Annotated in this window: 18 protein-coding genes; 16 read left to right on the top strand and 2 right to left on the bottom strand. The window is 65.0% G+C overall.

Translation table 11 applies throughout. The annotated features are described in order from the left end of the window. The first annotated feature begins 1 nt into the window (after position 1). The 16 genes from AC3WPZ_RS11930 to AC3WPZ_RS12005 all read left to right on the top strand — a co-directional run bounded on the left by AC3WPZ_RS11930 (position 2) and on the right by AC3WPZ_RS12005 (position 19,215). Positions 2–1,288: an aminotransferase class III-fold pyridoxal phosphate-dependent enzyme gene (locus AC3WPZ_RS11930; RefSeq protein ID WP_492439713.1), complete on the top strand. Its 1,287-nt coding sequence runs from the start codon at positions 2–4 to the stop codon at positions 1,286–1,288. Between the two features lie 4 nt (positions 1,289–1,292). After that, positions 1,293–2,339: a UDP-2,4-diacetamido-2,4,6-trideoxy-beta-L-altropyranose hydrolase gene (gene pseG, locus AC3WPZ_RS11935; protein WP_492439715.1), complete on the top strand. Its 1,047-nt coding sequence runs from the start codon at positions 1,293–1,295 to the stop codon at positions 2,337–2,339. Then, positions 2,336–2,851, top strand: a complete 516-nt coding sequence (gene pseH, locus AC3WPZ_RS11940) for a UDP-4-amino-4,6-dideoxy-N-acetyl-beta-L-altrosamine N-acetyltransferase (protein WP_492439717.1) — start codon at positions 2,336–2,338, stop codon at positions 2,849–2,851. Before pseG ends, pseH begins: the two co-directional genes overlap by 4 nt. Further along, the gene (pseI, locus tag AC3WPZ_RS11945) at positions 2,848–3,912 is read left to right on the top strand and encodes a pseudaminic acid synthase (protein ID WP_492439719.1); all 1,065 of its coding nucleotides are present in this window, start codon (positions 2,848–2,850) and stop codon (positions 3,910–3,912) included. The genes pseH and pseI overlap by 4 nt, the downstream gene beginning before the upstream one ends. Positions 3,913–4,012: 100 nt before the next feature. Next, positions 4,013–5,245: a lipopolysaccharide biosynthesis protein gene (locus AC3WPZ_RS11950; protein WP_492439721.1), complete on the top strand. Its 1,233-nt coding sequence runs from the start codon at positions 4,013–4,015 to the stop codon at positions 5,243–5,245. Next, positions 5,245–6,528: a hypothetical protein gene (locus AC3WPZ_RS11955; protein ID WP_492439723.1), complete on the top strand. Its 1,284-nt coding sequence runs from the start codon at positions 5,245–5,247 to the stop codon at positions 6,526–6,528. Before AC3WPZ_RS11950 ends, AC3WPZ_RS11955 begins: the two co-directional genes overlap by 1 nt. 468 nt (positions 6,529–6,996) lie before the next feature. Beyond that, positions 6,997–8,223, top strand: coding sequence for a hypothetical protein (locus tag AC3WPZ_RS11960; protein WP_492439725.1), 1,227 nt, complete (start codon positions 6,997–6,999; stop codon positions 8,221–8,223). Then, complete coding sequence (locus AC3WPZ_RS11965) at positions 8,220–9,350, top strand: N-acetyl sugar amidotransferase (protein WP_492439727.1); 1,131 nt, start codon at positions 8,220–8,222, stop codon at positions 9,348–9,350. The genes AC3WPZ_RS11960 and AC3WPZ_RS11965 overlap by 4 nt, the downstream gene beginning before the upstream one ends. Next, complete coding sequence (gene hisH, locus AC3WPZ_RS11970) at positions 9,347–9,961, top strand: imidazole glycerol phosphate synthase subunit HisH (protein ID WP_492434663.1); 615 nt, start codon at positions 9,347–9,349, stop codon at positions 9,959–9,961. Before AC3WPZ_RS11965 ends, hisH begins: the two co-directional genes overlap by 4 nt. A gap of 4 nt (positions 9,962–9,965) precedes the next feature. After that, positions 9,966–10,742, top strand: coding sequence for an AglZ/HisF2 family acetamidino modification protein (locus tag AC3WPZ_RS11975; RefSeq protein WP_492434662.1), 777 nt, complete (start codon positions 9,966–9,968; stop codon positions 10,740–10,742). Next, on the top strand, positions 10,739–12,892 hold the full coding sequence (locus AC3WPZ_RS11980) for a bi-domain-containing oxidoreductase (RefSeq protein ID WP_492439729.1): 2,154 nt from the start codon (positions 10,739–10,741) through the stop codon (positions 12,890–12,892). Before AC3WPZ_RS11975 ends, AC3WPZ_RS11980 begins: the two co-directional genes overlap by 4 nt. Position 12,893: 1 nt before the next feature. Further along, positions 12,894–14,540, top strand: coding sequence for a heparinase II/III family protein (locus AC3WPZ_RS11985; protein ID WP_492439731.1), 1,647 nt, complete (start codon positions 12,894–12,896; stop codon positions 14,538–14,540). Beyond that, a complete protein-coding gene (locus AC3WPZ_RS11990) occupies positions 14,537–15,733 on the top strand; it encodes a glycosyltransferase family 4 protein (RefSeq protein WP_492439733.1) in 1,197 nt (398 codons plus the stop codon). The genes AC3WPZ_RS11985 and AC3WPZ_RS11990 overlap by 4 nt, the downstream gene beginning before the upstream one ends. Then, positions 15,730–16,692 (top strand): UDP-glucose 4-epimerase family protein, encoded by a 963-nt coding sequence (locus AC3WPZ_RS11995; RefSeq protein WP_492439735.1) that lies wholly within the window; start codon positions 15,730–15,732, stop codon positions 16,690–16,692. The genes AC3WPZ_RS11990 and AC3WPZ_RS11995 overlap by 4 nt, the downstream gene beginning before the upstream one ends. After that, complete coding sequence (locus AC3WPZ_RS12000; RefSeq protein WP_492434657.1) at positions 16,689–17,249, top strand: sugar transferase; 561 nt, start codon at positions 16,689–16,691, stop codon at positions 17,247–17,249. The genes AC3WPZ_RS11995 and AC3WPZ_RS12000 overlap by 4 nt, the downstream gene beginning before the upstream one ends. 52 nt (positions 17,250–17,301) lie before the next feature. Further along, on the top strand, positions 17,302–19,215 hold the full coding sequence (locus tag AC3WPZ_RS12005) for a polysaccharide biosynthesis protein (protein WP_382163263.1): 1,914 nt from the start codon (positions 17,302–17,304) through the stop codon (positions 19,213–19,215). A 316-nt stretch (positions 19,216–19,531) separates the two neighbouring features. On the opposite strand, the gene AC3WPZ_RS12010 is transcribed toward AC3WPZ_RS12005, so the two are convergent. Both AC3WPZ_RS12010 and AC3WPZ_RS12015 read right to left on the bottom strand, forming a co-directional pair. Further along, positions 19,532–20,785 carry a HAMP domain-containing sensor histidine kinase gene (locus AC3WPZ_RS12010; protein ID WP_492439738.1) on the bottom strand — a complete coding sequence of 418 codons (1,254 nt, stop codon included), beginning with the start codon at positions 20,783–20,785 and terminating at the stop codon, positions 19,532–19,534. Continuing rightward, positions 20,782–21,501 (bottom strand): response regulator transcription factor, encoded by a 720-nt coding sequence (locus AC3WPZ_RS12015; protein WP_382163268.1) that lies wholly within the window; start codon positions 21,499–21,501, stop codon positions 20,782–20,784. Before AC3WPZ_RS12015 ends, AC3WPZ_RS12010 begins: the two co-directional genes overlap by 4 nt. Between the last annotated feature and the right edge of the window lie 114 nt (positions 21,502–21,615).

A 21,615-nucleotide genomic window follows, 5' to 3' on the forward strand; every position in this document is an offset into this window, starting at 1 on the left:
CATGCACCGCTATCACCACTCTGAAACCATGCTGGCACGGTCCGAAAAGGTCATCCCGCTCGGTAGCCAGACCTTCAGCAAAAGCCGGACGCAGTACCCGCACGGTGTCTCGCCCTTCTTCATGCAGCGGGCGCAAGGTTCGCGGACATGGGACTTGGACGGCAACGAGTACATCGATTTCGTCAGCAGCCTTGCCTCCGTGACGCTTGGCTACAAGGATCCAGATGTCGACGCAGCGGTCAAGGCACAACTGGAAGAAGGCATCATCTTTTCGCTGCCCCACCCCATCGAAACCGAAGTGGCCGAACTGATCTGCCAGATGGTGCCTTGCGCCGAGATGGTGCGGTTTGGCAAGAACGGCTCCGACGCAACTTCTGGCGCGGTGCGGGTGGCGCGTGCCTTTACGGCCCGGGACCGTGTCGCGACCTGCGGTTACCACGGCTGGCAGGACTGGTACATCGGTTCAACGGCACGCCACCGCGGCGTTCCGCAGGCAGTGCGGGACCTAACCCACCCATTTGCCTTCAATGATGCGGCCAGCCTCGAGAAGTTGCTGTCCGCACATCCCGGCGAGTTCGCCGCCGTGGTTCTGGAGCCGATGAACGTGGCGTATCCCACCAGCGAGTTCCTCAACCGCGTGCGCGATCTCGCCCATGCGCACGGTGCCCTGCTGATCTTCGATGAGACCATCACGGGTTTTCGCTTTCACAAAGGCGGCGCGCAGGCCTTTTTCGACGTGACTCCCGATCTGGCCACGTTTGGCAAGGGCCTGGCCAACGGCTATCCAGTTTCAGCGGTGACGGGTCGACGCGAGGTTATGCGCCTGATGGAAGAGGTCTTCTTTTCGTTCACCTTTGGTGGCGAAACGCTCTCGCTGGCGGCGGCCCGGGCCACACTGACGAAATTGTCGCGCGAACCTGTTCTCGAACGCCTGACGGCCGTGGGCGAACGCATCATCAAAGAGAGCACGGCGCTCATTGAAGCCCACAAGCTCGGTGACATTTTCCATGTCAGCGGCCACCCCACCTGGAGTTTCATGAACATCCAGAACGCACGGGGTGCCACATCGTTCGAGATCAAAACACTGTGGATGCAGGAACTGCTTGCGCGCGGCATTCTGTCGGTCGGTACCCACAACGTCAACTACGCTCACAGCGACGCGGATATCGACCGACTGCTGGCGGTGTACACCGAGGTGCTGCCAATGATTGGACGCACACTCGACAGCGGCACCCTCGCGAACAGCCTGAAATGCCAGCCCCTCGTGCCTTTGTTCAAGGTGCGATAACTGAATGCCTAAGGCCGTCTTCCGCGTCGATGCCTCGCTGCAGATTGGCACGGGGCATGTCATGCGCTGCGTGGTGCTCGCCAATGCGCTCGCACAGGCGGGCTGGCGCAGTGAATTTCTTATGCGCGAAGAGCCGGGCCATCTGGCGGACTGGGTCATCGAGAACGGGCATCGCGCGACGCTGCTGTCCAGCGCCGGAGCCGTTACCGACGCACAACCGGTGCTTGACGCCGTTCGCGGCAAGGCCTTGTTTGACTGGCTGGTGATCGACCACTACGGGCTCGACAAGACCTGGGAAGACCAAGTTCGGGGGATGGCAGCTCGCCAGCTGGTGGTGGACGATCTGGCCAACCGCCCGCACCACTGCGACGTGCTGCTGGACCAGAACGCAGGCCGAACGCCGGATCACTATGCGTCGCTGCTCCCACTGGCGACACAGCGCCTCCTTGGCCCTCAGTACGCACTGATGGCGCCTTCTTTTCGGGCACTCAGAGACACGGCCATCGCGCGACGCGATCGGTCAACCCCTCCCTTGCGATTGCTCGTGAGCATGGGAGGGGTTGATCGGGACAACCACACCGACCGGGTGCTGACCGCCGTGAACACCCAGGGGGGGGCCATGCCGTCGTTCATCGACGTCGTATTGGGCAGGCACGCACCACATATCGACCAAATCCGATCCCGGCTCGCAACGATGCGTGTGCCCACCCGCCTGCATGTGGATACGCGGTCCATGGCCCAGCTCATGTGCGACGCGGATCTGGCCATCGGCGCCGGCGGCGTTTCCGCGCTCGAACGCTGCATCCTGGGTCTGCCCACCATCTGCGTCGCCGTTGCCGACAACCAGGTACCCGGCTCCATGGCACTGGACAGGGTCGGCGCCGTTCACTACATCGGCACCCTCGGTGGCAGCGACACCCCGTTGATCGAGGCCTGGCAACAGCTGCAAGCCATCGACATCCGCCAACCTATTTCGCAGCAGTCCAGCCGCGTGTGCGACGGTGAAGGTGCGAGCCGGGTGGCACTGCTCATGAACGAAGGCCTTCGATGACCGCCACTTCCGTTCGCCCGATGACCCAGGCGGATCTCGACCAGGTTCTGACCTGGCGGAACCACCCGGATGTACGACGCCACATGTTCGATCCGCAGGAGATCGCCACGGAGGACCACCATGCCTGGTTCGCCCGGCATGAGAAAGACCCGTTGCGCCATCTGATGATTTTCGAGATCGATGGCCGCCCCTCAGGATTCGTCCAGCTGCATGAACGCCGCGGACAGGGTGCGGGGGAGTGGGGCTTCTACGCTGCGCCCGAGGCCGCCCGAGGCTGCGGCAGGCTTCTGGGCGCGGCCGCAATCCACCATGCCTTCCAGGTTCTGGGCTGGCACAAGCTCAGTGGTTCGACTCTGGCATCCAACGAGCGATCGATCCGCATGCACCTGGCGCTTGGTTTCCAGTTGGAAGGCCGCCTGCGCGAACACCATTTCGATGGCGAAGAGCGTTTGGACGTGTGCAATTTCGGGCTGCTGCGTTCCGAGTGGTCCGTCAAAGAGGCAGAGAGATGAAACAACACCCCGAGATTGAAATCGCTGGCCGCCCTATTGGCGCCGCTCACCCGCCGTACGTGATCGCTGAGCTTTCCGCCAACCACAACGGCAAGCTCGAAACCGCAATCGCCCTGCTCGATGCCGCCAAGGCAGCGGGGGCCGATGCGGCCAAGATCCAGACCTACCGTGCCGACACGATCACGCTGGATTCCGACGCCCCCGAATTCATCATTCAGGGCGGTCTTTGGCACGGCCGCAAGCTCTTTGACCTGTACGAAGAAGCGCACCTGCCCTGGGACTGGCATCGCCCCTTGTTCGACCACGCGGCGGCCATCGGAATCACGCTCTTCAGCTCGCCTTTTGACGCCACGGCGGTCGACCTGCTGGAGAGCCTGGGTGCGCCCGCCTACAAGATCGCCTCGTTCGAGGCGGTCGACCTTCCGCTCATTCGCTATGTTGCGTCCAAAAACAAGCCGATGATCATTTCAACCGGCATGGCCGACGCGGAGGAAATCGAGGAGGCCATCGAGGCAGCGCGTTCTGGCGGATGCCGCCAACTCTCAATATTGCACTGCGTCAGTGGCTACCCCGCGCCTGCCGAGGACTACAACCTCAGAACCATCCCCGATCTGATCGACCGTTTCGGACTGGTGACAGGGTTGTCGGACCACACCCTGGACAACACCACCGCCATCGCCAGCGTCGCCATGGGCGCATCGGTGATCGAAAAGCACTTCACGCTCGACCGTGATGGCGGTGGCCCTGACGACAGTTTCTCGTTGCAACCAGCCGAGATGGAAGCCCTGTGCAAGGGGGCGAAAACGGCATGGCGCGCGCTGGGCCAAGTCGACTACGGGCGCAAGTCAAGCGAACAAGGCAATGCGCAATTCCGGCGCTCCTTGTACTTCGTCAAGGCGCTGGCAGCTGGCGCTGTGGTCACCCCGGACGCGGTGCGCAGCGTCAGACCCGGCTTTGGGCTGGCCCCCAAGCTGCTCGATAGGGTGCTGGGCAGTCGCACCCGCACTGCCGTGGCCGCCAACACACCTGTCACCTGGGACGTGCTGGTGTCGCGTGAGTAATTCCTCTCAAGTCACCACACGAGCGACGGACTCGGTCCGTCGCTTCGCGGTTTACAGCACGTTGTACGCTGGAGCGTCACTGGCCCAGAAGGGCCTCATCATGCTGCTGATGCTGTGGCTCGCTCGCGTGCTCAGCACGGAGCAGTACGCCGCCTTCGGTCTGCTGTACGCCGTTCAGACCGGATTTTCGACCCTGGTGACGGCAGGCATCGTGGAGCAGGTCGTGGCCCAGCGACACAGTGCGTCCGGCCCGCTGGGCACTGACCGCACCGCTTGGCTTGGCACTCCCCGCAACCTTTTCGCGGTTCAAACAGGGGGGTTGGCATTGGTGACCATCATCGCCATGTTTGCCGTTCCCAGCAGTTCGACCTTGCAGTTTCACGAGTCCCTGTGGGCGTTGGCCGGCGGCAGCATCACCGCCCTGGCTTTGCTGTGGGCCAGCCTCGCGCGGCTCGATCACGACCACAGGACGTCCCTGATTTTCGGGGCTGGCGTACCCGCCATCGGAACGCTGGGCGCCTGGGCGGCCGTGGTATGGCGGCCGGACAATGGCGCCTTTTTTCTGGGATACGCGGTGGGCGCCGGTGTAGCGTTGGCCGCGGTTCTCGCGCGCGCCCGAATCAGCGCCGACACCTCGCCCGCACCGCCACTGGGAAGGGGGTTGCGCCAGAACACCCCGTACCTGGTGGTGGGCTTGATGATGTGGATGAGTGGCTATGGAAACCTCTGGATCATCGACCGGTGGTTTTCAAGTGAGGTCGTTGCGCAGTACACGCTGGCCTTCACCCTGGCTGCCGTCACGCAGATCGCGGCCAATGCCATGAACCAGGTCTGGAGCCCCCGGCATTACGACCTCATCCGCTCACGGCCGCCCAGAGAAGTCGAGGACAAATGCAAGCGCTACTACCTCGCGCTGGGCCTGGTGGTGAGTGCGGTTGCGGTCGCGCTGTTTTATGGCCTGACGCCGGCCCTGGAACTCGGGGGGGGCAACCTCTCCAGCTACACCGCCATCCGACATGGTCTGCTGTGGCTTTTCGCCGGCTACGCGCTCTCAATCCCCTGGTGGCACGCTCAGAATCTGTTCGTCGTGCACGGAGCCGGAGATTCGCTGATGCAGGTGTTGACGTGGTCCACTGCAGCGGGGGTCTTGGTTTGGCTGGCGGCCATGCAGTGGCTGGGCGTGTGGGGCCTCTACGTGGGCTACGCACTGATGATGGGGATCCGTTCGCTCGCTGTGTGGTGGATCGCACACAAGCGCTGGGGCACCGAGTTGCGCTGGGAAGGCCCTGCGTTGGCCTGCCTGATCCTGTTGGTATGTGGAGCGACCGCCTGATGGACCGCAAACTGTTGAAGAAGATCCTTCGCGACATCTGGCGGATCGACCGTGTCGCGTACCCCAAGGTGCGGGTGCTCACCGTCGCCCACGATACCGATCGCAGCTACCGGCATGCGGGGAAATGGTATGCCCCCATGATCGACACCCTCGAGGACGATCTGCGTGCGCGAAACGTGCCTTGTGTCAGCGTGGCCCGCGTCATCTCGGAGATCAAGGGAGACAAGGCCTACGGAGTGGTTCTTTCCCCGGAGGGCGGTTTCGCGCGCGCGCTGATCGGAAAACGGCTCAAGGGCCTGCTTCGCCGCAAGACATATCCGTTCTCTCACCAGGAGCGCGCGGTCTGGCGCGACGTGCTGCTGGCCACGGGTGCGCGTTTCGCGCTGGCCATTCAGCCCTCGCGGGAAATGTGCAGCGCCTGCCACGAGCTGGGCGTGTGGGTGGCCGATGTACAACACGGCGTCATCGGACAGGCGCACCCGTGGTACGGGGCCGCGTTTCGTCGCGACGATCCGCGCGAGCAGTTGCCTTCGGCCTTCCTTGTATGGGATCAGGAAAGCGCTGACGTGATCCAGAGCTGGGCGGGGTCTTCGGGCCCCGAGGTACACGTGGTGGGCAACCGCTGGCTGAGCCGTTTCATCCAATCGTCGCCAGACGATGGCTTGGTGCAGGATGCCCTGACCCGCTTTTCAGCCGCATCGCCGCAGGGCGATGAGAAACCGACCATTCTGGTGACCCTGTCATGGGGCACGGTGGACATCCCCAACGGCTTCATCACCGACGCCTTGTGCAAGGTCATCCAGCAGACCTCCAGCCAATACCGCTGGATGCTGCGCCTGCACCCCAACCAGGTCAATGGCTTTGCCACACATGAAGGAGACCGCTTTCCAGGGTTCTTTGAGCGTGAACTGAAGGGCCACGCGGATTGGCGAGCCGCCACCGAGGCGCCCCTGCCCGCCGTGCTGCGCATGACCGACCTTCACATCTGCTGGAACAGCTCTTCATGCATCGAAGCGGCGATGCTGGGCATACGCTCCGCCTTGCTCGACCCCGAGTTGCGGGAAGGCGGACAATGGTCAGCGTACTACTCGACCTACAGGACCATGGGAATGGTCACGCTCGTCGACGACGTCGGGCAAGACATCAAGGCGTGGATTTCAGACTCGCTGCGCCTGCCCAAACTGCCGCCCACCCAACAGCGCGACGACGAATGCTATGCACGGCTCCTGAATGAGATGGCCCGGGGGCTCCAAGCCCCTGTCGACATGACGAAGCTTTCATGAGTCCACTGCAAATCCAGGCCATCGGGCCCAATCGGTTCAACCGTCAGTTTCTGTTCAACCTGTTGTACGTGTCGTCACTGCCCCGGCTCTACATTGGATCAAGGATGCGAAGCGGCTCTGGGTTGTCTGGCTGGCACTCTACGGGGTCTTCAAGACGCTCATCGGGGAGTATCAAGCCAATGCCAGTAACGCCACCCATCCACTGGCCCTCGGCGTGCTCGCCCTAGTGGTTCTGAAAGCCGCCTTCCCAAACCAGCTTAAGCGGGGCGTTGTGGCCTCCTTCATCCAGCGCAACGACCTTTTCTACGGACTCTACCTTGTGCACATACCCGTCATCAATCTCCTGCTCTACCTGGGGTGGTCGCCCCTGGGACGGGATATCGCCGCCGCTGTGAGCGTGAGCCTGCTGCTGGCGCTCACAGCTGGTTCTATGTTGAGCGTCCCGCGCTGCGCCGAAAAATCTGACCGATGAGCACGCCCAATGCACTGACCCGTTCTCCCGGGACCGTACTCACGGTCTCGCGGCTGTTCTTCTTCATGGGGGTGGTCATCGCCTGCCTGGCCTCCAATCGGCCCGTGTTCTTCGTGTTGGGGGCCCTTCTCTGCGGCGTGTTCGCGCTGACCGAATCCGCCGCCCGCCGTTGGGAAGCCGCTGCGGTGATGAAGCTCTGCTGCTTCGCCCTGCTTTTCGTGCCTGCGTTCCTGAAACCCGGCATGGGCTTTTCACCGGTGTTCTATGTGTTTTCGACCGCAGCCACGCTGTTGGCCGCCATCGCCTTGGCGCAATATCCCACTGCGGTGCTCGCGCGCGCGTTCCGATGGGTGTACGTCGCCTGCGTGAGCGGCATTGCGGCGGGCCTGCTGGTGCACGCGGGAGAGCGAGAGGCCCTGGGCCAGCTGCTGCCGGGCGTCAGCGTCAACGGCATTCCGTCCTACCTGCTGGTCTTGCAGGTGGGCGTGAGTCTGAGCTTTTTTGCCTGTCACGGCCGGTTGCCTCTGTTGTCCCCATGGATTACGGGCTGGGTGGCCTTCCTGGGTATCGGACGAGGCTCCTTGATCGTGGCCGGACTGATCATCTGCGCCACGCTGGCATTCAACCTGCGCGGCAAGGCCACCCGCCGACATCAACAACTGCTACGCATCTTGCTGGGGATAACCATCCTGGTCCTGGCCGCGCTTGTCGGCCCCCAGACCTACGACTGGATTTCCGCGCGCACCAAACTGTCGGCCGGCCTGGTGGATACGCATCGCACAGACATCCTCCTCGCCTATTGGGGCAAACTGGACATGGTGTCCTGGCTTCTGGGCGCTGATTTTTCGGGCACCATCATCGACAAGCTCTACAACGGCAATCCTCACATCGCCTTTCTTCGCACGCATGCCTTCTTCGGCCTTCCCTTGACCCTGCTTGCACTGCTGAGCCCATGGATCGTTTGGTGGAGCCACATCTCCCAGCGCCAGAAATGGGTTTACACCTGCTTTTGCGGGTTGCTGGTGCTGCGCGCGATGACAGAACCCATTCTGTTCCCCACGCTTCTGGACCTGATCTACTTCACCGTCCTTTTTCTGCCCTTTCGACGCGATACCATCTCACCTCACCGGGTTGCCGGGACAGGCATACCGCCTGTCCCTGAGCGCCCGTTCCCGCTCCCCTCCGACGAGCGGACCACGCCGTCCATCCATCCATTCCGATGAAGCGCCACCAGATCTGCTCTCAATGCGTCATGGACACGTCCGACGCCCAAATCACGTTCGACGACCAAGGCGTCTGCGACCATTGCCGCACCTACGAGCGCGATGTCCTGCCCAACTGGCACACGGACGAACGCGGCCACAGGGCGCTGCAGGAACTCATCACCGAGATCAAGACACGAGGCAAGGGCAAGGATTTCGACTGCATCATCGGCCTGAGCGGCGGCATCGACAGCTCGTACCTGACGCACGTCGCGACGGAGTACGGCCTGCGGCCGCTCGTCTTTCACGTGGACGCTGGCTGGAACTCCCAGATCGCCGTCAACAACATCGAGAAGCTGGTTGACAAGCTGGGGCTGGATCTCTACACCGAGGTGATCGACTGGGAGGAAATGCGCGACCTGCAGCTCGCGTTCTTCAAGTCGGGCGTGCCCCACATCGACACGCCGCAGGATCATGCGTTCTTCGCGACGATGTACAAGTTTGCCGAGGAGCACGATGTCAAGTACATCCTGACCGGTGCGAACTACTCGACCGAGTGCATCCGCAATCCGATCGAATGGATGTATTACCAGTCCGATGCCATCCAGCTCAAGGACATCCACCGGCAGTTCGGCACGCGCCCCCTGGTCAACTACCCCACCACCTCGATCCTGCGCCACAAGATCTGGCTGCCCTACATCAAAGGCATCAAGGTTGTCCGCCCCCTGAACTCCGTGCCGTACGACAAGGCCAAGGCGATGCAGCTGCTGGCCGACGTGTATGGCTGGCAGCCCTATCCCCAGAAGCATTTTGAATCCCGCTTCACGCGCTTCTACGAGGGCTACTGGCTGCCGCGCAAGTTCGGCTACGACACGCGCAAAGTCCAGTTTTCCAGCCTGATCGTGACCGGGCAGATGACGCGCGAGGAAGCGCTGCGACAGCTGGAGCAGCCCGCGCTGGACGACGCGACGATCCGGCAAGAGTTCGAGTACGTGGCCACCAAGCTGGGCATCCCGACCGAGGAGTTGCAAGGCTACTTCGATGCGCCGAACAAGACATTCCGGGACTACCGCTCGCAGGAAAGCATCTACAACTTCGGCGCACGCGTGATGAAGATGCTGGGACTGGAGCGCGGGGGCAAGCGTTGATCGCCATCGTCGACTACGGCCTGGGCAACGTGCATGCCATCGCCAACATCTACAAGCGCCTGGATCTGCCATGCCGCCTGGCCCGTCAGGCTGAGGATTTCGCCGATGCGGACCACATCGTGCTACCGGGCGTGGGCGCCTTCGACTGGGCCATGGCCAGACTCAACAGCTCCGGCATGCGCGAAGCGCTGGACGACGCCGTGATCCACCGTAGGAAGCCTGTGCTGGGCATCTGCGTGGGCATGCAGATGCTGGCCCACCGAAGCGACGAGGGCTCCACGGCGGGTCTTGGATGGATCGATGGGGAGGTGAAACACCTTGACCCGGGCCCCGCGCACGCGCCGAGGCAACTGCCTCACATGGGATGGAACGACGTCAAACCGCTGGACGCGCGAGGGCTGTTCGCCGGATTCGACGAAAGCGCCCGGTTCTACTTCCTGCACTCCTACTATTTCGTGCCGCACGATTCGGCCGATCGACTCGCCGAATCCGACTACGGCGCGCCCTTCGCCTGCGCGGTGCGCCATGGCCATGTCCACGGCGTGCAGTTCCACCCCGAAAAGAGCCATGCGTGGGGCATCCAGCTTCTGAAGAACTTTGCCGCTCTCTGATTCCATGCTCAGACCACGCATCATCCCCTGCCTGCTGGTCCACAAGGGTGGACTCGTCAAAACCATCGGCTTTGAACAGCCCAAGTACGTCGGCGACCCCCTGAATGCCGTGCGCATCTTCAACGAGAAGGAAGTCGACGAGCTGGTGGTGCTGGACATCGACGCCACCCGCGAAGGCCGGGAGCCCGACTATCGGCTGATCGGCAGCCTCGCCGCCGAATGCCGGATGCCGCTGGCATATGGCGGCGGTGTGCGCACGATCGATCAGTTCGAGCGGTTGGTGAGCCTCGGTGTCGAAAAGGTGTCGGTCGGGGCGGCCGCCGTTCGCACGCCCGAACTGATCACGGAGGCGGCTCGCCGCGTCGGCAGCCAGAGCGTGGTCGTCGTGATCGACGTGAAACAGGCCAACGGCCAGCACAAGGCCTGGACCCACAACGGCACCCAGCCTGTGGCCGCGTCGCCGGTCGAACTGGCCCGCATGGCCCAGGCCAACGGTGCGGGCGAGATCGTGCTCAATTCCATCGACCGCGACGGACGCATGCAGGGCTACGACCTGGACCTGCTGCGCCACGTGCGCGCAGCGGTGTCGCTGCCCATCACCTGCCTGGGCGGTGCGGGATCCTTGAATGACCTGTCGGGTCTGATACAGGAGTTCGGCGTGATCGGCGCGGCGGCGGGCAGCCTGTTCGTCTTCAAGGGCAAATACAGGGCGGTGCTGATCAACTACCCCTCACGGGCGGACAAGGATGCGTTGGTGAAGACCGCAAGAGGAACCGCATGAAGCAGGTGCTGCAAGACCTGTCCAATGGACAGACGACCGTGGTGGAAGCCCCCACACCCCAGCCGGGCCGGGGCCAGTTGCTGCTGAGGACCACGCGCACGCTCGTCTCGGCGGGCACCGAACGCATGCTGGTCGACTTCGGCCGCGCCTCCTACATCGACAAGGCGCGCCAGCAACCCGAAAAAGTCAGGCAAGTGCTCGACAAGGTGCGCACCGATGGCCTGCTCACCACGGTGGAGGCCGTGCGATCCAAGCTCGGTCAGCCCATCCCGCTGGGCTACTGTCATGTGGGCGTCGTGCACGCGATCGGGCCAGGCGTCGAGGGTTTCCAGGTGGGGGACCGTGTGGTCTCCAACGGGCCTCACGCCGACATGGTCCTGGTGCCCAAGAACCTGTGTGCCCGGGTCCCCGACGCGGTGAATGACGACCAGGCCGCTTTCGTGGTGCTGTCGAGCATCGGGCTGCAAGGCATCCGGCTGGCGCAACCCACGCTGGGCGAGTCGGTGGCCGTGATCGGTGCCGGCCTGATTGGCCTCATGACCATCCAGTTGCTGGTGGCTCAGGGTTGCCGGGTATTGGCCATCGACCTCGACGACAGCAAGTTGGCCCTGGCGCGCCAGTTGGGCGCCGAAACCTGCCATGCGGGCGCGGGCGAAGATCCGATCGCGGCAGGCCAGGCGTTCAGCCGCGGACAGGGCATGGACGCCGTCCTGATCACGGCGTCCACCTCGTCGAGCGATCCGGTGACGCAGGCGGCGCGCATGAGCCGCAAGCGTGGGCGCATCGTGCTCGTGGGCGTGACCGGGCTTGAACTCAACCGGGCGGATTTCTACGACAAGGAACTGAGTTTCCAGGTCAGTTGCTCCTATGGTCCGGGACGCTACGACCCGGTCTACGAACAACAGGGGCATGACTATCCCCTGCCGTTCGTGCGATGGACGGAGCAACGGAATTTTCAGGCCGTGCTGGACCTGATGGCCAGCGAGCGACTTTCCGTCGAACCGCTGATTTCGCACCGCTTTGCCTTCGAGGACGCGCCAGCCGCCTACACGGCCCTCACGGACGATCGCACGGTGCTGGGCATGCTGCTGGACTACCGTTCGGAGCCCGCCTCGCGGCTTTCTACCCGGATCGAAGTCAAACGGACCGTTGCTCCGCCCCAACCTGGCGAACCCGTGATCGGCTTCATCGGCGCCGGCAACTACGGCGCCCGCGTGCTGATCCCGGCCTTCCAGGCCGCCAACGCCCGCCTGCATACCATCTGTTCCTCGGGTGGGGTGAGCGCCGTGGTTCAGGGTGGCAAGTCGGGTTTCGAAGTGGCGTCCACCGACGTGCAGGCCATGCTGGAGGACCCCGCCATCAACACCGTCGTCATCGCTTCGCGCCATGACAGCCATGCGTCCCTGGTGGCGCGCGCCCTGCAGGCAGGCAAGTCGGTGTTCGTCGAAAAACCGCTGTGTCTGACGCTGGCCGAATTGCAGGACATCGAAAGTGCTCTCGAATCGCGCGCCGATGGGGCCCGTGGCGTGTTGATGGTCGGCTTCAATCGCCGGTTCTCACCCCATGTGACGAAGCTCAAAGCGTTGCTCGACACGGTGCACGAACCCAAATCGTTCATGGTCACGGTCAATGCCGGGCGCATTCCCGCCGAGCACTGGACGCAGGATCCTGCCGTGGGTGGTGGCCGCCTGATCGGCGAAGCCTGCCACTTCATCGATTTGCTGCGCTTCCTGGCGGGATCCCCGATCACCGAGATCCGTGCCACGGGCATGGGCGTGCGCGCCGGCAAGGCCACCACGCGGGACACCTTCACCATCACCCTCGAGTTCGAGGACGGCTCGCTGGGCTCCATCGCCTACCTGGCCAATGGGTCGGCGGCCTTTCCCAAGGAACGCATCGAGGCCTTCGCCGCCGGCCGCGTGCTGCAGATCGACAATTTCCGTGCCCTGAAAGGCTATGGTTGGCCGGGCTTCGGCTCGACGAAGAGCTGGCGCCAGGACAAGGGCCAGAACCAGGCCGTTGCCCGCTTCCTGGCCTCGGTGCGTGGTGGTGAGGCGCCGATCCCGCAGGACGAGATCCTCGAGGTGGCCAGGCGGACCATCGAAGCCGCTGGGCAGATACAAGGCGGCGGAGCCTCTTACTCAGGCTGACATGCCAGTCCTCCGAAAAGTCCGACGCTACTGGGAAACGCTGCGCCATCTGCGATCACCGCAGATCTGGGGCCGCCTGGTGCACCGCTGGCACTCACCCAGCCCGCCGCCGGCGGCACCGGCGCCGCCGCGCGCGCAGCCGGGCGCCTGGGTGGCGCCCGCGCGCCGCCTGCCCAGCCTCACCGCTGCGGGCCACTTCGTCTTTCTCCATGCCGAGGGTGATCTGGAGAAGGACGGATGGGACGGCCCCGGGCAGGAAAAGCTGTGGCGCTACAACCAGCACTACTTCGACGACCTCAATGCCCACGGGGCGGCATCGCGCGCACCCTGGCACCAGGCGTTGCTGACGGACTGGATCCGCCGCAACCCACCTGCCAGCGGCACGGGCTGGGAGTCGTACCCGACCTCGCTGCGCATCGTGAACTGGATCAAATGGTCACTGGCGGGCGGCGCGGCGGACGCGGCCTTTCTCGACAGCCTGGCCACACAGACCCGCTGGCTGTCCCGCCGACTGGAAACGCACCTGCTGGGCAACCACCTTTTTGTGAACGCGAAAGCCCTGGTGTTCGCCGGCCACTACTTCTCGGGTGACGAAGCAGCTCGCTGGCGACGCACTGGTCACGAGCTGCTGCGGCGTGAGATCCCGGAGCAGATATTGCCGGATGGTGGTCAGTTCGAGCGTTCGCCCATGTACCACGCGCTGGCGTACGAGGACATGCTGGACCTGTACAACATCGAGCGCTGTTTTGCCACCGACGCCGGCGGGCCGGATGGTCACCAGCGGTTGGTGCGCATGGCCTCCTGGCTTCACGCCATGAGCCACCCCAACGGCGAACTGGCGCTGTTCAACGACACGGCCGAAGGCATTGCACCTTCGGTGCAGGAGCTCGACGCCTACGCACAACGACTCGGCCTGGAGCCGCCACCTGACCCGCACACCGTCCATCTCGACGACAGCGGTTATATCCGGCTGGAGAAGGGACGTGCGGTCGCGCTGTTCGACGTGGGCCCTGTGGGGCCCGACTACCTGCCGGCCCACGCGCACGCCGACACCCTGAGCCTGGAACTGTCCCTGGGCGGCACACGCGTGCTGGTCAATTCAGGGACGTCCCTCTACGCCGAAGGCCCGGAACGCTCGCGCCAGCGCGGAACGGCGGCACACAACACCGTCTTGGTCGATGGGCAGGATTCCAGCGAAGTGTGGAGCAGCTTTCGCGTTGCCCGCCGCGCCCGCCCTCTCAACGTGCGCCTCGAACAGCAGGCGGATGTGCAGCGCGCCAGTGCCGCCCACGATGGTTATGCGCGGCTGCCGGGCAAGCCCGTGCATGTGCGCAACCTGACCCTCACCCCGGGCGGCTGCGTGGTGGAGGACCGCCTGGAAGGCGGGTTCCGGCATGCGCAGTCCCGTTTTCATTTCCACCCCGACGTGGTGGTGTCCGCCGATGCGCAAGGCCATCAAGGCCTCTGCCGGCTCCCCGACGGCGACGCGGTGCGCTGGCGCAGCCAGGGCGCGAGCTCTGCCAGGGTGGAGGCGTCCACCTGGCATCCCGTGTTCGGCGCCGCGATCCCCAACCAATGCCTCATCCTCGACTGGAGCGATCGGCAATGCACCGTTGAGTTCCACTGGGATGGCGCCAGCGGCGGATGATCACCATGCATGTGCTGTTGTTGAGTTTCTACTTTCCGCCCGACCTGTCTGCGGGTTCGTTTCGCATGGAAGCGCTGGTCAAGGCCCTGCGCGCCCGGCTGCCCGAGGGCGTCCGGATCACGGTGATCACCACGCGGCCGAACCGTTACGACAGCTTCGACGCCCAGGCTCCCGCCCTGGAAAGCTTGGGCTCACTCACCGTACACCGCATCGACCTGCCGCCGCATCGCAGCGGCATGCTCGATCAGGCCAGGGCGTTTGCCACCTTTGCCTGGCGGGCAAGGGCACTGGTGGCGAGGGAGCGCCCGGACATCGTGGTCGCCACCACCTCACGGCTCATGACGGGCCTGCTGGGCGCCTGGGCGGCGCGGCACCATGCGGTGCCCTTGTACCTGGACATCCGCGACATCTTCGTCGACACCATCGGCGATGTGCTGTCGCGCCGTCTCTCGTGGTTGCTCAAGCCGGTGTTCTCGGCGCTGGAGCGCTGGGCGGTCCGCTCGGCCACCCGCGTCAACCTGGTGTCGCCGGGGTTTTTGCCGTATTTCCAACCGCGCTATCCCGACCGCTCGTTCTCGTTGCTGAGCAACGGTGTGGACGATGCCTTTCTGGAACACCGCTACGACCAGGCCCCGCCAGCGGCATCACCACGGCCCATCCGTGTGCTGTACGCGGGCAACCTGGGAGAAGGCCAGGGCCTCCATCACATCCTGCCGGAGCTCACCCGGGCGCTCGGCGACGAGGTGCACTTCACCGTGGTGGGCGACGGCGGCCGCCGCATGCAACTGGTGTCCGCGCTCGACGCCCTGCCCCAGCACTGGGTGACCTTTCTCAAACCGGTCAAGCGCTCCGAGCTGGTCATGCTGTATGGGCAGGCCGACGTGCTGTTCGTGCACCTCAACGACCTGCCCGCGTTCGAAAAGGTGTTGCCGTCCAAATTGTTCGAATATGCCGCCACCGGAAAGCCCATCTGGGCCGGTCTGGCGGGGTTCCCCGCCTGTTTCGCGCAGGAAGAGGTCGAGAACACGGCCGTCTTCCCGCCGTGCGATGCACAAGCAGCCATTGCGGCGTTCCGCGCATTGCGTCTGCAGACCTGTGATCGCAGCGGTTTCGTTGACCGTTACCGCCGCACCCACATCATGGACCGCATGGCCGATGAAATCGCGCAACTGGGATCGGGCCCGTCGTCATGAGCACACCCCGCATTCTGTTGACGGGTGGCACGGGCTGGGTGGGCAGCGCCTTGACCCGGACCCTTCTCGCCCGTTCCTGCGACACGGTCCTGGGTGTGCGCAGCGAGGCACCGCTGCCCCTGGCTGGCACCCGAACGGTACGGCTTGGCCCGCTGGGCGCTTCGCTGCAATGGCCGGTGGAACTGCGCGATCGCCAGGTCGTGGTCCACCTCGCGGCCCGTGTGCACGTGATGAACGAGCGTGCCGCCAACCCGTTGCAGGCGTTTCGTGAGGCCAACACCGTCGGCACCCTGCAACTGGCCCGCTTGGCCGCCCAGGCGGGCGTGCGCCGTTTCGTCTTCGTGAGTTCGGTCAAGGTCAACGGCGAGTCCACGACAGCGGGAGTGCCCTTCACCGCCAACGATGTCCCGGCACCGCAGGACCCCTACGGCATCTCCAAGGCCGAAGCCGAAACAGGCCTGCGACAGATCGGCCAGGAGACGGGCATGGAGGTGGTCATCGTCAGGCCGCCCCTGGTCTATGGCCCGGGTGTCAAGGCCAACTTCGCCAGCCTCCTGCGGGTGTTAGGGCGAGGCGTGCCCTTGCCCTTGGGCCTGGCGACAAACAACCGCCGCAGCCTCGTGGCGCTGGACAACCTGGTCGATCTGCTCATCACCTGCATCGACCACCCGGCCGCAGCGAACCAGACCTTTCTGGTCAGCGATGGCGAAGACCTGTCCACCACGGCCCTGCTTCGTCGCATGGGCCAAGCCATGGGCAGACCCGCACGGCTGCTGCCAGTGCCACCGGCGCTGCTGAGATGGGGTGCCGCGGCCGTCGGCAAGCGCGATGTGGCGCAACGCCTTTTCGGCAACCTGCAGGTCGACATCACCCACACACGAGAGACACTCGGCTGGACACCACCCATCAGCGTCGATGAAGGTCTGCGGCGGGCCGCGGCAGGCAGGGAGCAAGGATGAAGCGCCTCTTCGATCTGCTGCTGGCGCTGTGCGCCGCCACCGTTCTTCTCGTGCCCGTGGTGCTGGTGGCTCTGGCCGTGCGGCTCACATCCCCCGGGCCGGCGCTCTACTGGTCCAACCGCGTCGGCCGCCACAACCGCATCTTCCGCATGCCCAAGTTCCGCAGCATGCGCACCGACACGCCTGCGGTGGCGACCCACCTGCTGACCGATCCGGCCAAGTACCTCACACCCATCGGCCCGTTCCTGCGCAAGAGCAGCCTGGACGAGCTGCCCCAACTCTGGAGCATTCTCAGGGGCGACATGAGCTTCGTGGGCCCTCGCCCCGCGCTGTTCAACCAGGACGACCTGATCGCCCTGCGCACGCAGCAGGGTGTGCACGAGCTGGTCCCTGGCTTGACAGGCTGGGCCCAGGTGAATGGCCGCGACGAGCTGCCGATTCCTCAGAAGGTGGCGCTGGATGCAGAATACCTGCAGCGCCAGAGCCTGGGATTCGACCTGCAGATACTCTGGATGACGTTTGTCAAAGTGCTGCGCCGGGATGGTGTGGCCCACTAAAAGAATGAAAAACAGGGACCATCGAAGCCAAGCCGCCGCCACGCTTCTGCACATGCCACGGGCCGCCAAGCGCCTGTCCGCGGTGCTGGTGGACATTGCATTGTGTGCGCTCACCGTCTGGCTCGCGCTTTGCCTGCGGCTGGAGCACTGGGTGCAACTGACCCCCGCGCATGTGCTGGCCATCATGGGAGCGGTGCTGATCGCCCTGCCCCTGTTCATCCGCTTCGGCCTGTACCGCGCCATCTTCCGCTACGCCGGATGGAATGCCATGGTCAGCCTGGCGCAGGCCATGGTGCTGTACAGCTTGTTCTATGCCACGGTGTTCACCGTGATCGGCATTCCAGGCGTGCCCCGCACCGTGGGCGTGATCCAGCCCCTGCTGCTGCTCGTCACCATCGGATTCAGCCGCCTGGTGGTGCGCTACTGGCTGGGCGGCCTGTACCGCACCATGCTGCAGCGCGAGCATCTGCCAGGCATCCTGATCTACGGCGCCGGCGTGGCGGGACGGCAGCTCGCGGCAGCGCTCTCGCGCGGCAGCGAACAGCGCCTGCTCGGTTTCATCGACGACGACGACCAGCTGCAGGGCAACAGCCTCGATGGCCGCACGGTGCACGACCCGGCCGAGCTGGTGCGGCTGATCCCCAATCTGGGCGTGACGGACGTGCTGCTCGCGCTGCCCTCGATCACGCGCCAGCGCCGTCTGGACATCCTCGACACCCTGCGCCACCTGCCCGTGCACGTGCGAACCCTGCCCGGCATGTCCGACCTCGCGGCGGGCCGGGTGACGATGAGCGACGTGCGCGAGCTCGACATCGAAGACCTGCTGGGCCGCGATCCGGTCACGCCCAACACCGCGCTGCTCCACAGCCTGATCCAGGACAAGGTGGTGGCGGTCACGGGTGCGGGCGGCAGCATCGGCAGCGAGCTGTGCCGGCAGATCGCTGCCTGCGGGCCGCACATCCTCCTGCTGGTGGAGAACAGCGAATTTGCCCTCTACCAGATCCACCGCGAACTGGAAGCGCTGTTCGACAACGAGGCCTCCGCGCCAGGCGTGCAACTGGTGCCTTTGCTGGCCTCGGTGCAGGACGAAGCCCGCATCGCGCAGATCATGCAGGCCTGGCGGCCCGACACGGTGTACCACGCCGCGGCCTACAAGCACGTGCCGCTGGTGGAGCACAACCCGGTCCAAGGCCTGCGCAACAACGTCTGGGGCACCTGGGTGTGCGCGCGCGCCGCGCAGGCCGCCGGCGCCGCCAACTTCGTGCTGATCAGCACCGACAAGGCGGTGCGCCCCACCAACGTCATGGGCGCGAGCAAGCGCCTGGCCGAAATGGTGTTGCAGGCGATGGCCGCCGAGCCCGGTGGCGCCACCACGTTCGCCATGGTGCGCTTCGGCAACGTGCTGGGCTCCAGCGGTTCGGTGGTGCCCTTGTTCCGCGAGCAGATCAAGAACGGTGGGCCGATCACGCTGACCCACCCGGACATCACGCGCTACTTCATGACCATTCCCGAAGCCGCTCAGCTGGTGATCCAGGCCGGCGCCATGGCGCATGGCGGCGACGTGTTCGTGCTGGACATGGGCGAGCCTGTGCGCATCATCGATCTGGCCCGGCGCATGGTCGAACTCTCGGGCCTGCAGGTGAAGAGCGAGCAGAACCCCACTGGCGACATCGAGATCCAGATCACCGGGCTGCGACCGGGCGAGAAGCTGTACGAGGAGCTGCTGATCGGCGACAACCCTCAACCCACGCAACACGCTCGCATCATGAAGGCACAGGAAGACATGCTGCCCTGGAGCGAGCTGCAGGCCTTGCTGAAGTCGCTGGAAGAGGCCATGGAGTCGAACGACGTGACCACCTTGCGGGCCCTGTTGCAGGCTTGCGTGCAGGGCTACCAACCCACCGGTGAGGTCGTCGACTGGCTGCACTCCTCTCCCGGGAGCAGTCTGGAATCCACCCGCGCCTGAACAAAAAAAAGCCACCGCAGGGTGGCTTTTGAAAGTCCTTGAAGGGACGTCGTTGGGAGACCAGATTCAAACGTTTTTCATGACGTGTGGTGTTTGCCGGATCCGTTGTTCTGATGTTGTGACAGCATCGATGCGAATTGTGCGCTGCGGCACTGTTTTCGACCATCCCCCATTTGTGGGAACCGGGCCGTTTTCTTGGTGAATAAAACCCAAAAACCCCCGCGGAATCCAAGGACAGCCTCGTGATCGACATCCGTGCGCGCGAAATCTGCGCCCGCTCAGCAGACCAGCGGTAGCTGGCCTGCCTCGCCATCCGTCAGACCGGCAGATCCACCACGAAGCGCGCGCCGCCGCCGGGACGGTCCTCGCAGCGCACGCGGCCCCCGTGGCGCTCGATGATCGTCTTCACCAGCGACAGGCCCAGGCCCACCCCGCCTTCGCGTTCACTGGCGCCGGGCAGGCGGTAAAAGGGCTCGAAGATGCGCGCGCGTTGATCGGCGGGCACACCGGGACCCCGATCCTCCACCCAGAGTGTCACGCGCGGCGCGCCCTGCCCCGGGGCGGACATGGGCGCAAAGATGCTCAGGCGCACCTGCGAATCGGCCGACGCGCCGACATGGCCATGGCGGCGCGCATTTTCCAGCAGATTGCGCAACACCCTGCGCAGCAGGCGGGCCTGGCCGTGCACCAGCACGGGCGTGGCACCGGCGGCGATCTCCAGGTCGGCACCGGCGCGCGCGCATTCTTCGGCCGCCAGGCCCACCAGGTCGACCTCTTCCGTGGGGCCGAGCGCGCTCGCGTCGCGCGCGTCGATCAGGTCCAGCCGGCTCGCCAGCAGGATCTCGTCGATCAGCTGGTCGAGTTCTTCGATGCTGCGGGCGATCTCGGCGCGCTGCGGCGCCCTTGCGTTGTCCTTGTCGAGCAGCTCCAAGCCCATGCGGATGCGGGCCAATGGCGAACGCAGTTCGTGCGAGGCATTGGCCAGCAAGGCCTTGTGCGATTGCAGCAGTGTCTGCACCCGTTCGGCCGCGGCGTTGAAACGGGTGGCCAGAAACGCGACCTCGTCCTGCCCCTGCATGGGCAACCGGGTGGAGAGGTCACCGTCGCCCCAGCGCTCCACGCCCTTCTGCAGCGCTTCGAGGCGCTTGGTCAGGCGCCGCACGATGGGGTAGGCGCCCAGGGCCACGGCGAAAGCCACCAGGCCGAGCAGCCAGGCAAACCCGGTCGGTGTCTGGAACCACTCGGGCGCGCGGCGCCCCGGGTTGTTGCCCCCGGACGGGCGGGGCGGGCGCGGCAGCAGCACGTACAGGGTCTGCCCATCCTTCATCACCACCTCGAATTCCCAGCCCTCGCCGGGAATGCTGACCGCCCGCGCAGGCGCCTGCCCCACGATTTCGCGCGCGCCATCGCGCACGATGATCGTGCGGGTCACCCGCGCCTCACGCTCGGCGCGGTCTTCGTCCAGCGCCTGCTGCCACAGCCAACCCGTGACCAACGTCAGCACCGTGACCGCGGCGACCACCGCCAGCCAGATGCGGACGTACAGCCGGGAGCCGAAGAGCGAACTCATTCCTGCTGCTTCGCGAACACGTAGCCCACGCCGCGCACCGTGAGGATGCGCTTGGGGTCCTTGCTGTCGGCCTCGATGGCGTTGCGGATGCGCCCGATGTGCACGTCGATCGAACGGTCGAAGGCTTCGAGCTCGCGGCCGCGCACCGCTTCCATGATCTGGTCGCGCGTGAGCACCCGGCCCGCGCGCTCGGCCATGGCGACCAGAAGATCGAACTGGTAGGAGGTCAGCTCGCAGGGCTGGCCGGCCACCTGCACGGTGCGGGCGTCGCGGTCGATGTCGAGCGAACCGAAACGCAGCACCGGCGTGGAGCGCGACACAGCCGCGCTGCCGGTGGGCTCGCCGCGGCGGCGCAGCACGGCGCGCACGCGCGCGAGCAGCTCGCGCGGTTCGAAGGGTTTGGGCAGGTAGTCGTCGGCGCCGAGCTCCAGGCCGATGATGCGGTCCATGGGGTCGCCCTTGGCCGTGAGCATGAGCACCGGCACGCGCGCGGCTTCACCCGGCATCGAACGGATGCGCCGGCAGACCTCCAGCCCATCGATGCCGGGCATCATCAGGTCCAGGATCACCAGCTGCGGCTGAATGAGCTGCAACTGCTCCAGGCCGGCTTCGCCATCGCTGGCGTGGGTCACCTCGAAACCCGACTGGCCCAGGTACTCCACCACCATCTGCGCGAGGCGGCCGTCGTCTTCAATCATCAGCAGGGGAGCGTTCATGGTTTTCAGTGTAGCGGCGGGCGCCGGAGCCCATCATCGTGTCAGCGCTGTGTGAAGCGGGCTTTCGGGTCACGTAAAGTCATGTAAATGGCACCGCCCACCCCGCCCCCCACC

Source organism: Hydrogenophaga sp. FW305-3-2-15-A-LB1 (genome assembly GCF_058787875.1).

Coding starts and splice junctions, on each gene's coding strand:
- AC3WPZ_RS11930 (WP_492439713.1), top strand. CDS start 2: ATGCACCGCTATCACCACTCTGAAACCATGCTGGCACGGTCCGAAAAG.
- pseG (WP_492439715.1), top strand. CDS start 1,293: ATGCCTAAGGCCGTCTTCCGCGTCGATGCCTCGCTGCAGATTGGCACG.
- pseH (WP_492439717.1), top strand. CDS start 2,336: ATGACCGCCACTTCCGTTCGCCCGATGACCCAGGCGGATCTCGACCAG.
- pseI (WP_492439719.1), top strand. CDS start 2,848: ATGAAACAACACCCCGAGATTGAAATCGCTGGCCGCCCTATTGGCGCC.
- AC3WPZ_RS11950 (WP_492439721.1), top strand. CDS start 4,013: ATGCTGCTGATGCTGTGGCTCGCTCGCGTGCTCAGCACGGAGCAGTAC.
- AC3WPZ_RS11955 (WP_492439723.1), top strand. CDS start 5,245: ATGGACCGCAAACTGTTGAAGAAGATCCTTCGCGACATCTGGCGGATC.
- AC3WPZ_RS11960 (WP_492439725.1), top strand. CDS start 6,997: ATGAGCACGCCCAATGCACTGACCCGTTCTCCCGGGACCGTACTCACG.
- AC3WPZ_RS11965 (WP_492439727.1), top strand. CDS start 8,220: ATGAAGCGCCACCAGATCTGCTCTCAATGCGTCATGGACACGTCCGAC.
- AC3WPZ_RS11975 (WP_492434662.1), top strand. CDS start 9,966: ATGCTCAGACCACGCATCATCCCCTGCCTGCTGGTCCACAAGGGTGGA.
- AC3WPZ_RS11980 (WP_492439729.1), top strand. CDS start 10,739: ATGAAGCAGGTGCTGCAAGACCTGTCCAATGGACAGACGACCGTGGTG.
- AC3WPZ_RS11985 (WP_492439731.1), top strand. CDS start 12,894: ATGCCAGTCCTCCGAAAAGTCCGACGCTACTGGGAAACGCTGCGCCAT.
- AC3WPZ_RS11990 (WP_492439733.1), top strand. CDS start 14,537: ATGATCACCATGCATGTGCTGTTGTTGAGTTTCTACTTTCCGCCCGAC.
- AC3WPZ_RS11995 (WP_492439735.1), top strand. CDS start 15,730: ATGAGCACACCCCGCATTCTGTTGACGGGTGGCACGGGCTGGGTGGGC.
- AC3WPZ_RS12000 (WP_492434657.1), top strand. CDS start 16,689: ATGAAGCGCCTCTTCGATCTGCTGCTGGCGCTGTGCGCCGCCACCGTT.
- AC3WPZ_RS12005 (WP_382163263.1), top strand. CDS start 17,302: ATGCCACGGGCCGCCAAGCGCCTGTCCGCGGTGCTGGTGGACATTGCA.
- AC3WPZ_RS12010 (WP_492439738.1), bottom strand. CDS start 20,785: ATGAGTTCGCTCTTCGGCTCCCGGCTGTACGTCCGCATCTGGCTGGCG.
- AC3WPZ_RS12015 (WP_382163268.1), bottom strand. CDS start 21,501: ATGAACGCTCCCCTGCTGATGATTGAAGACGACGGCCGCCTCGCGCAG.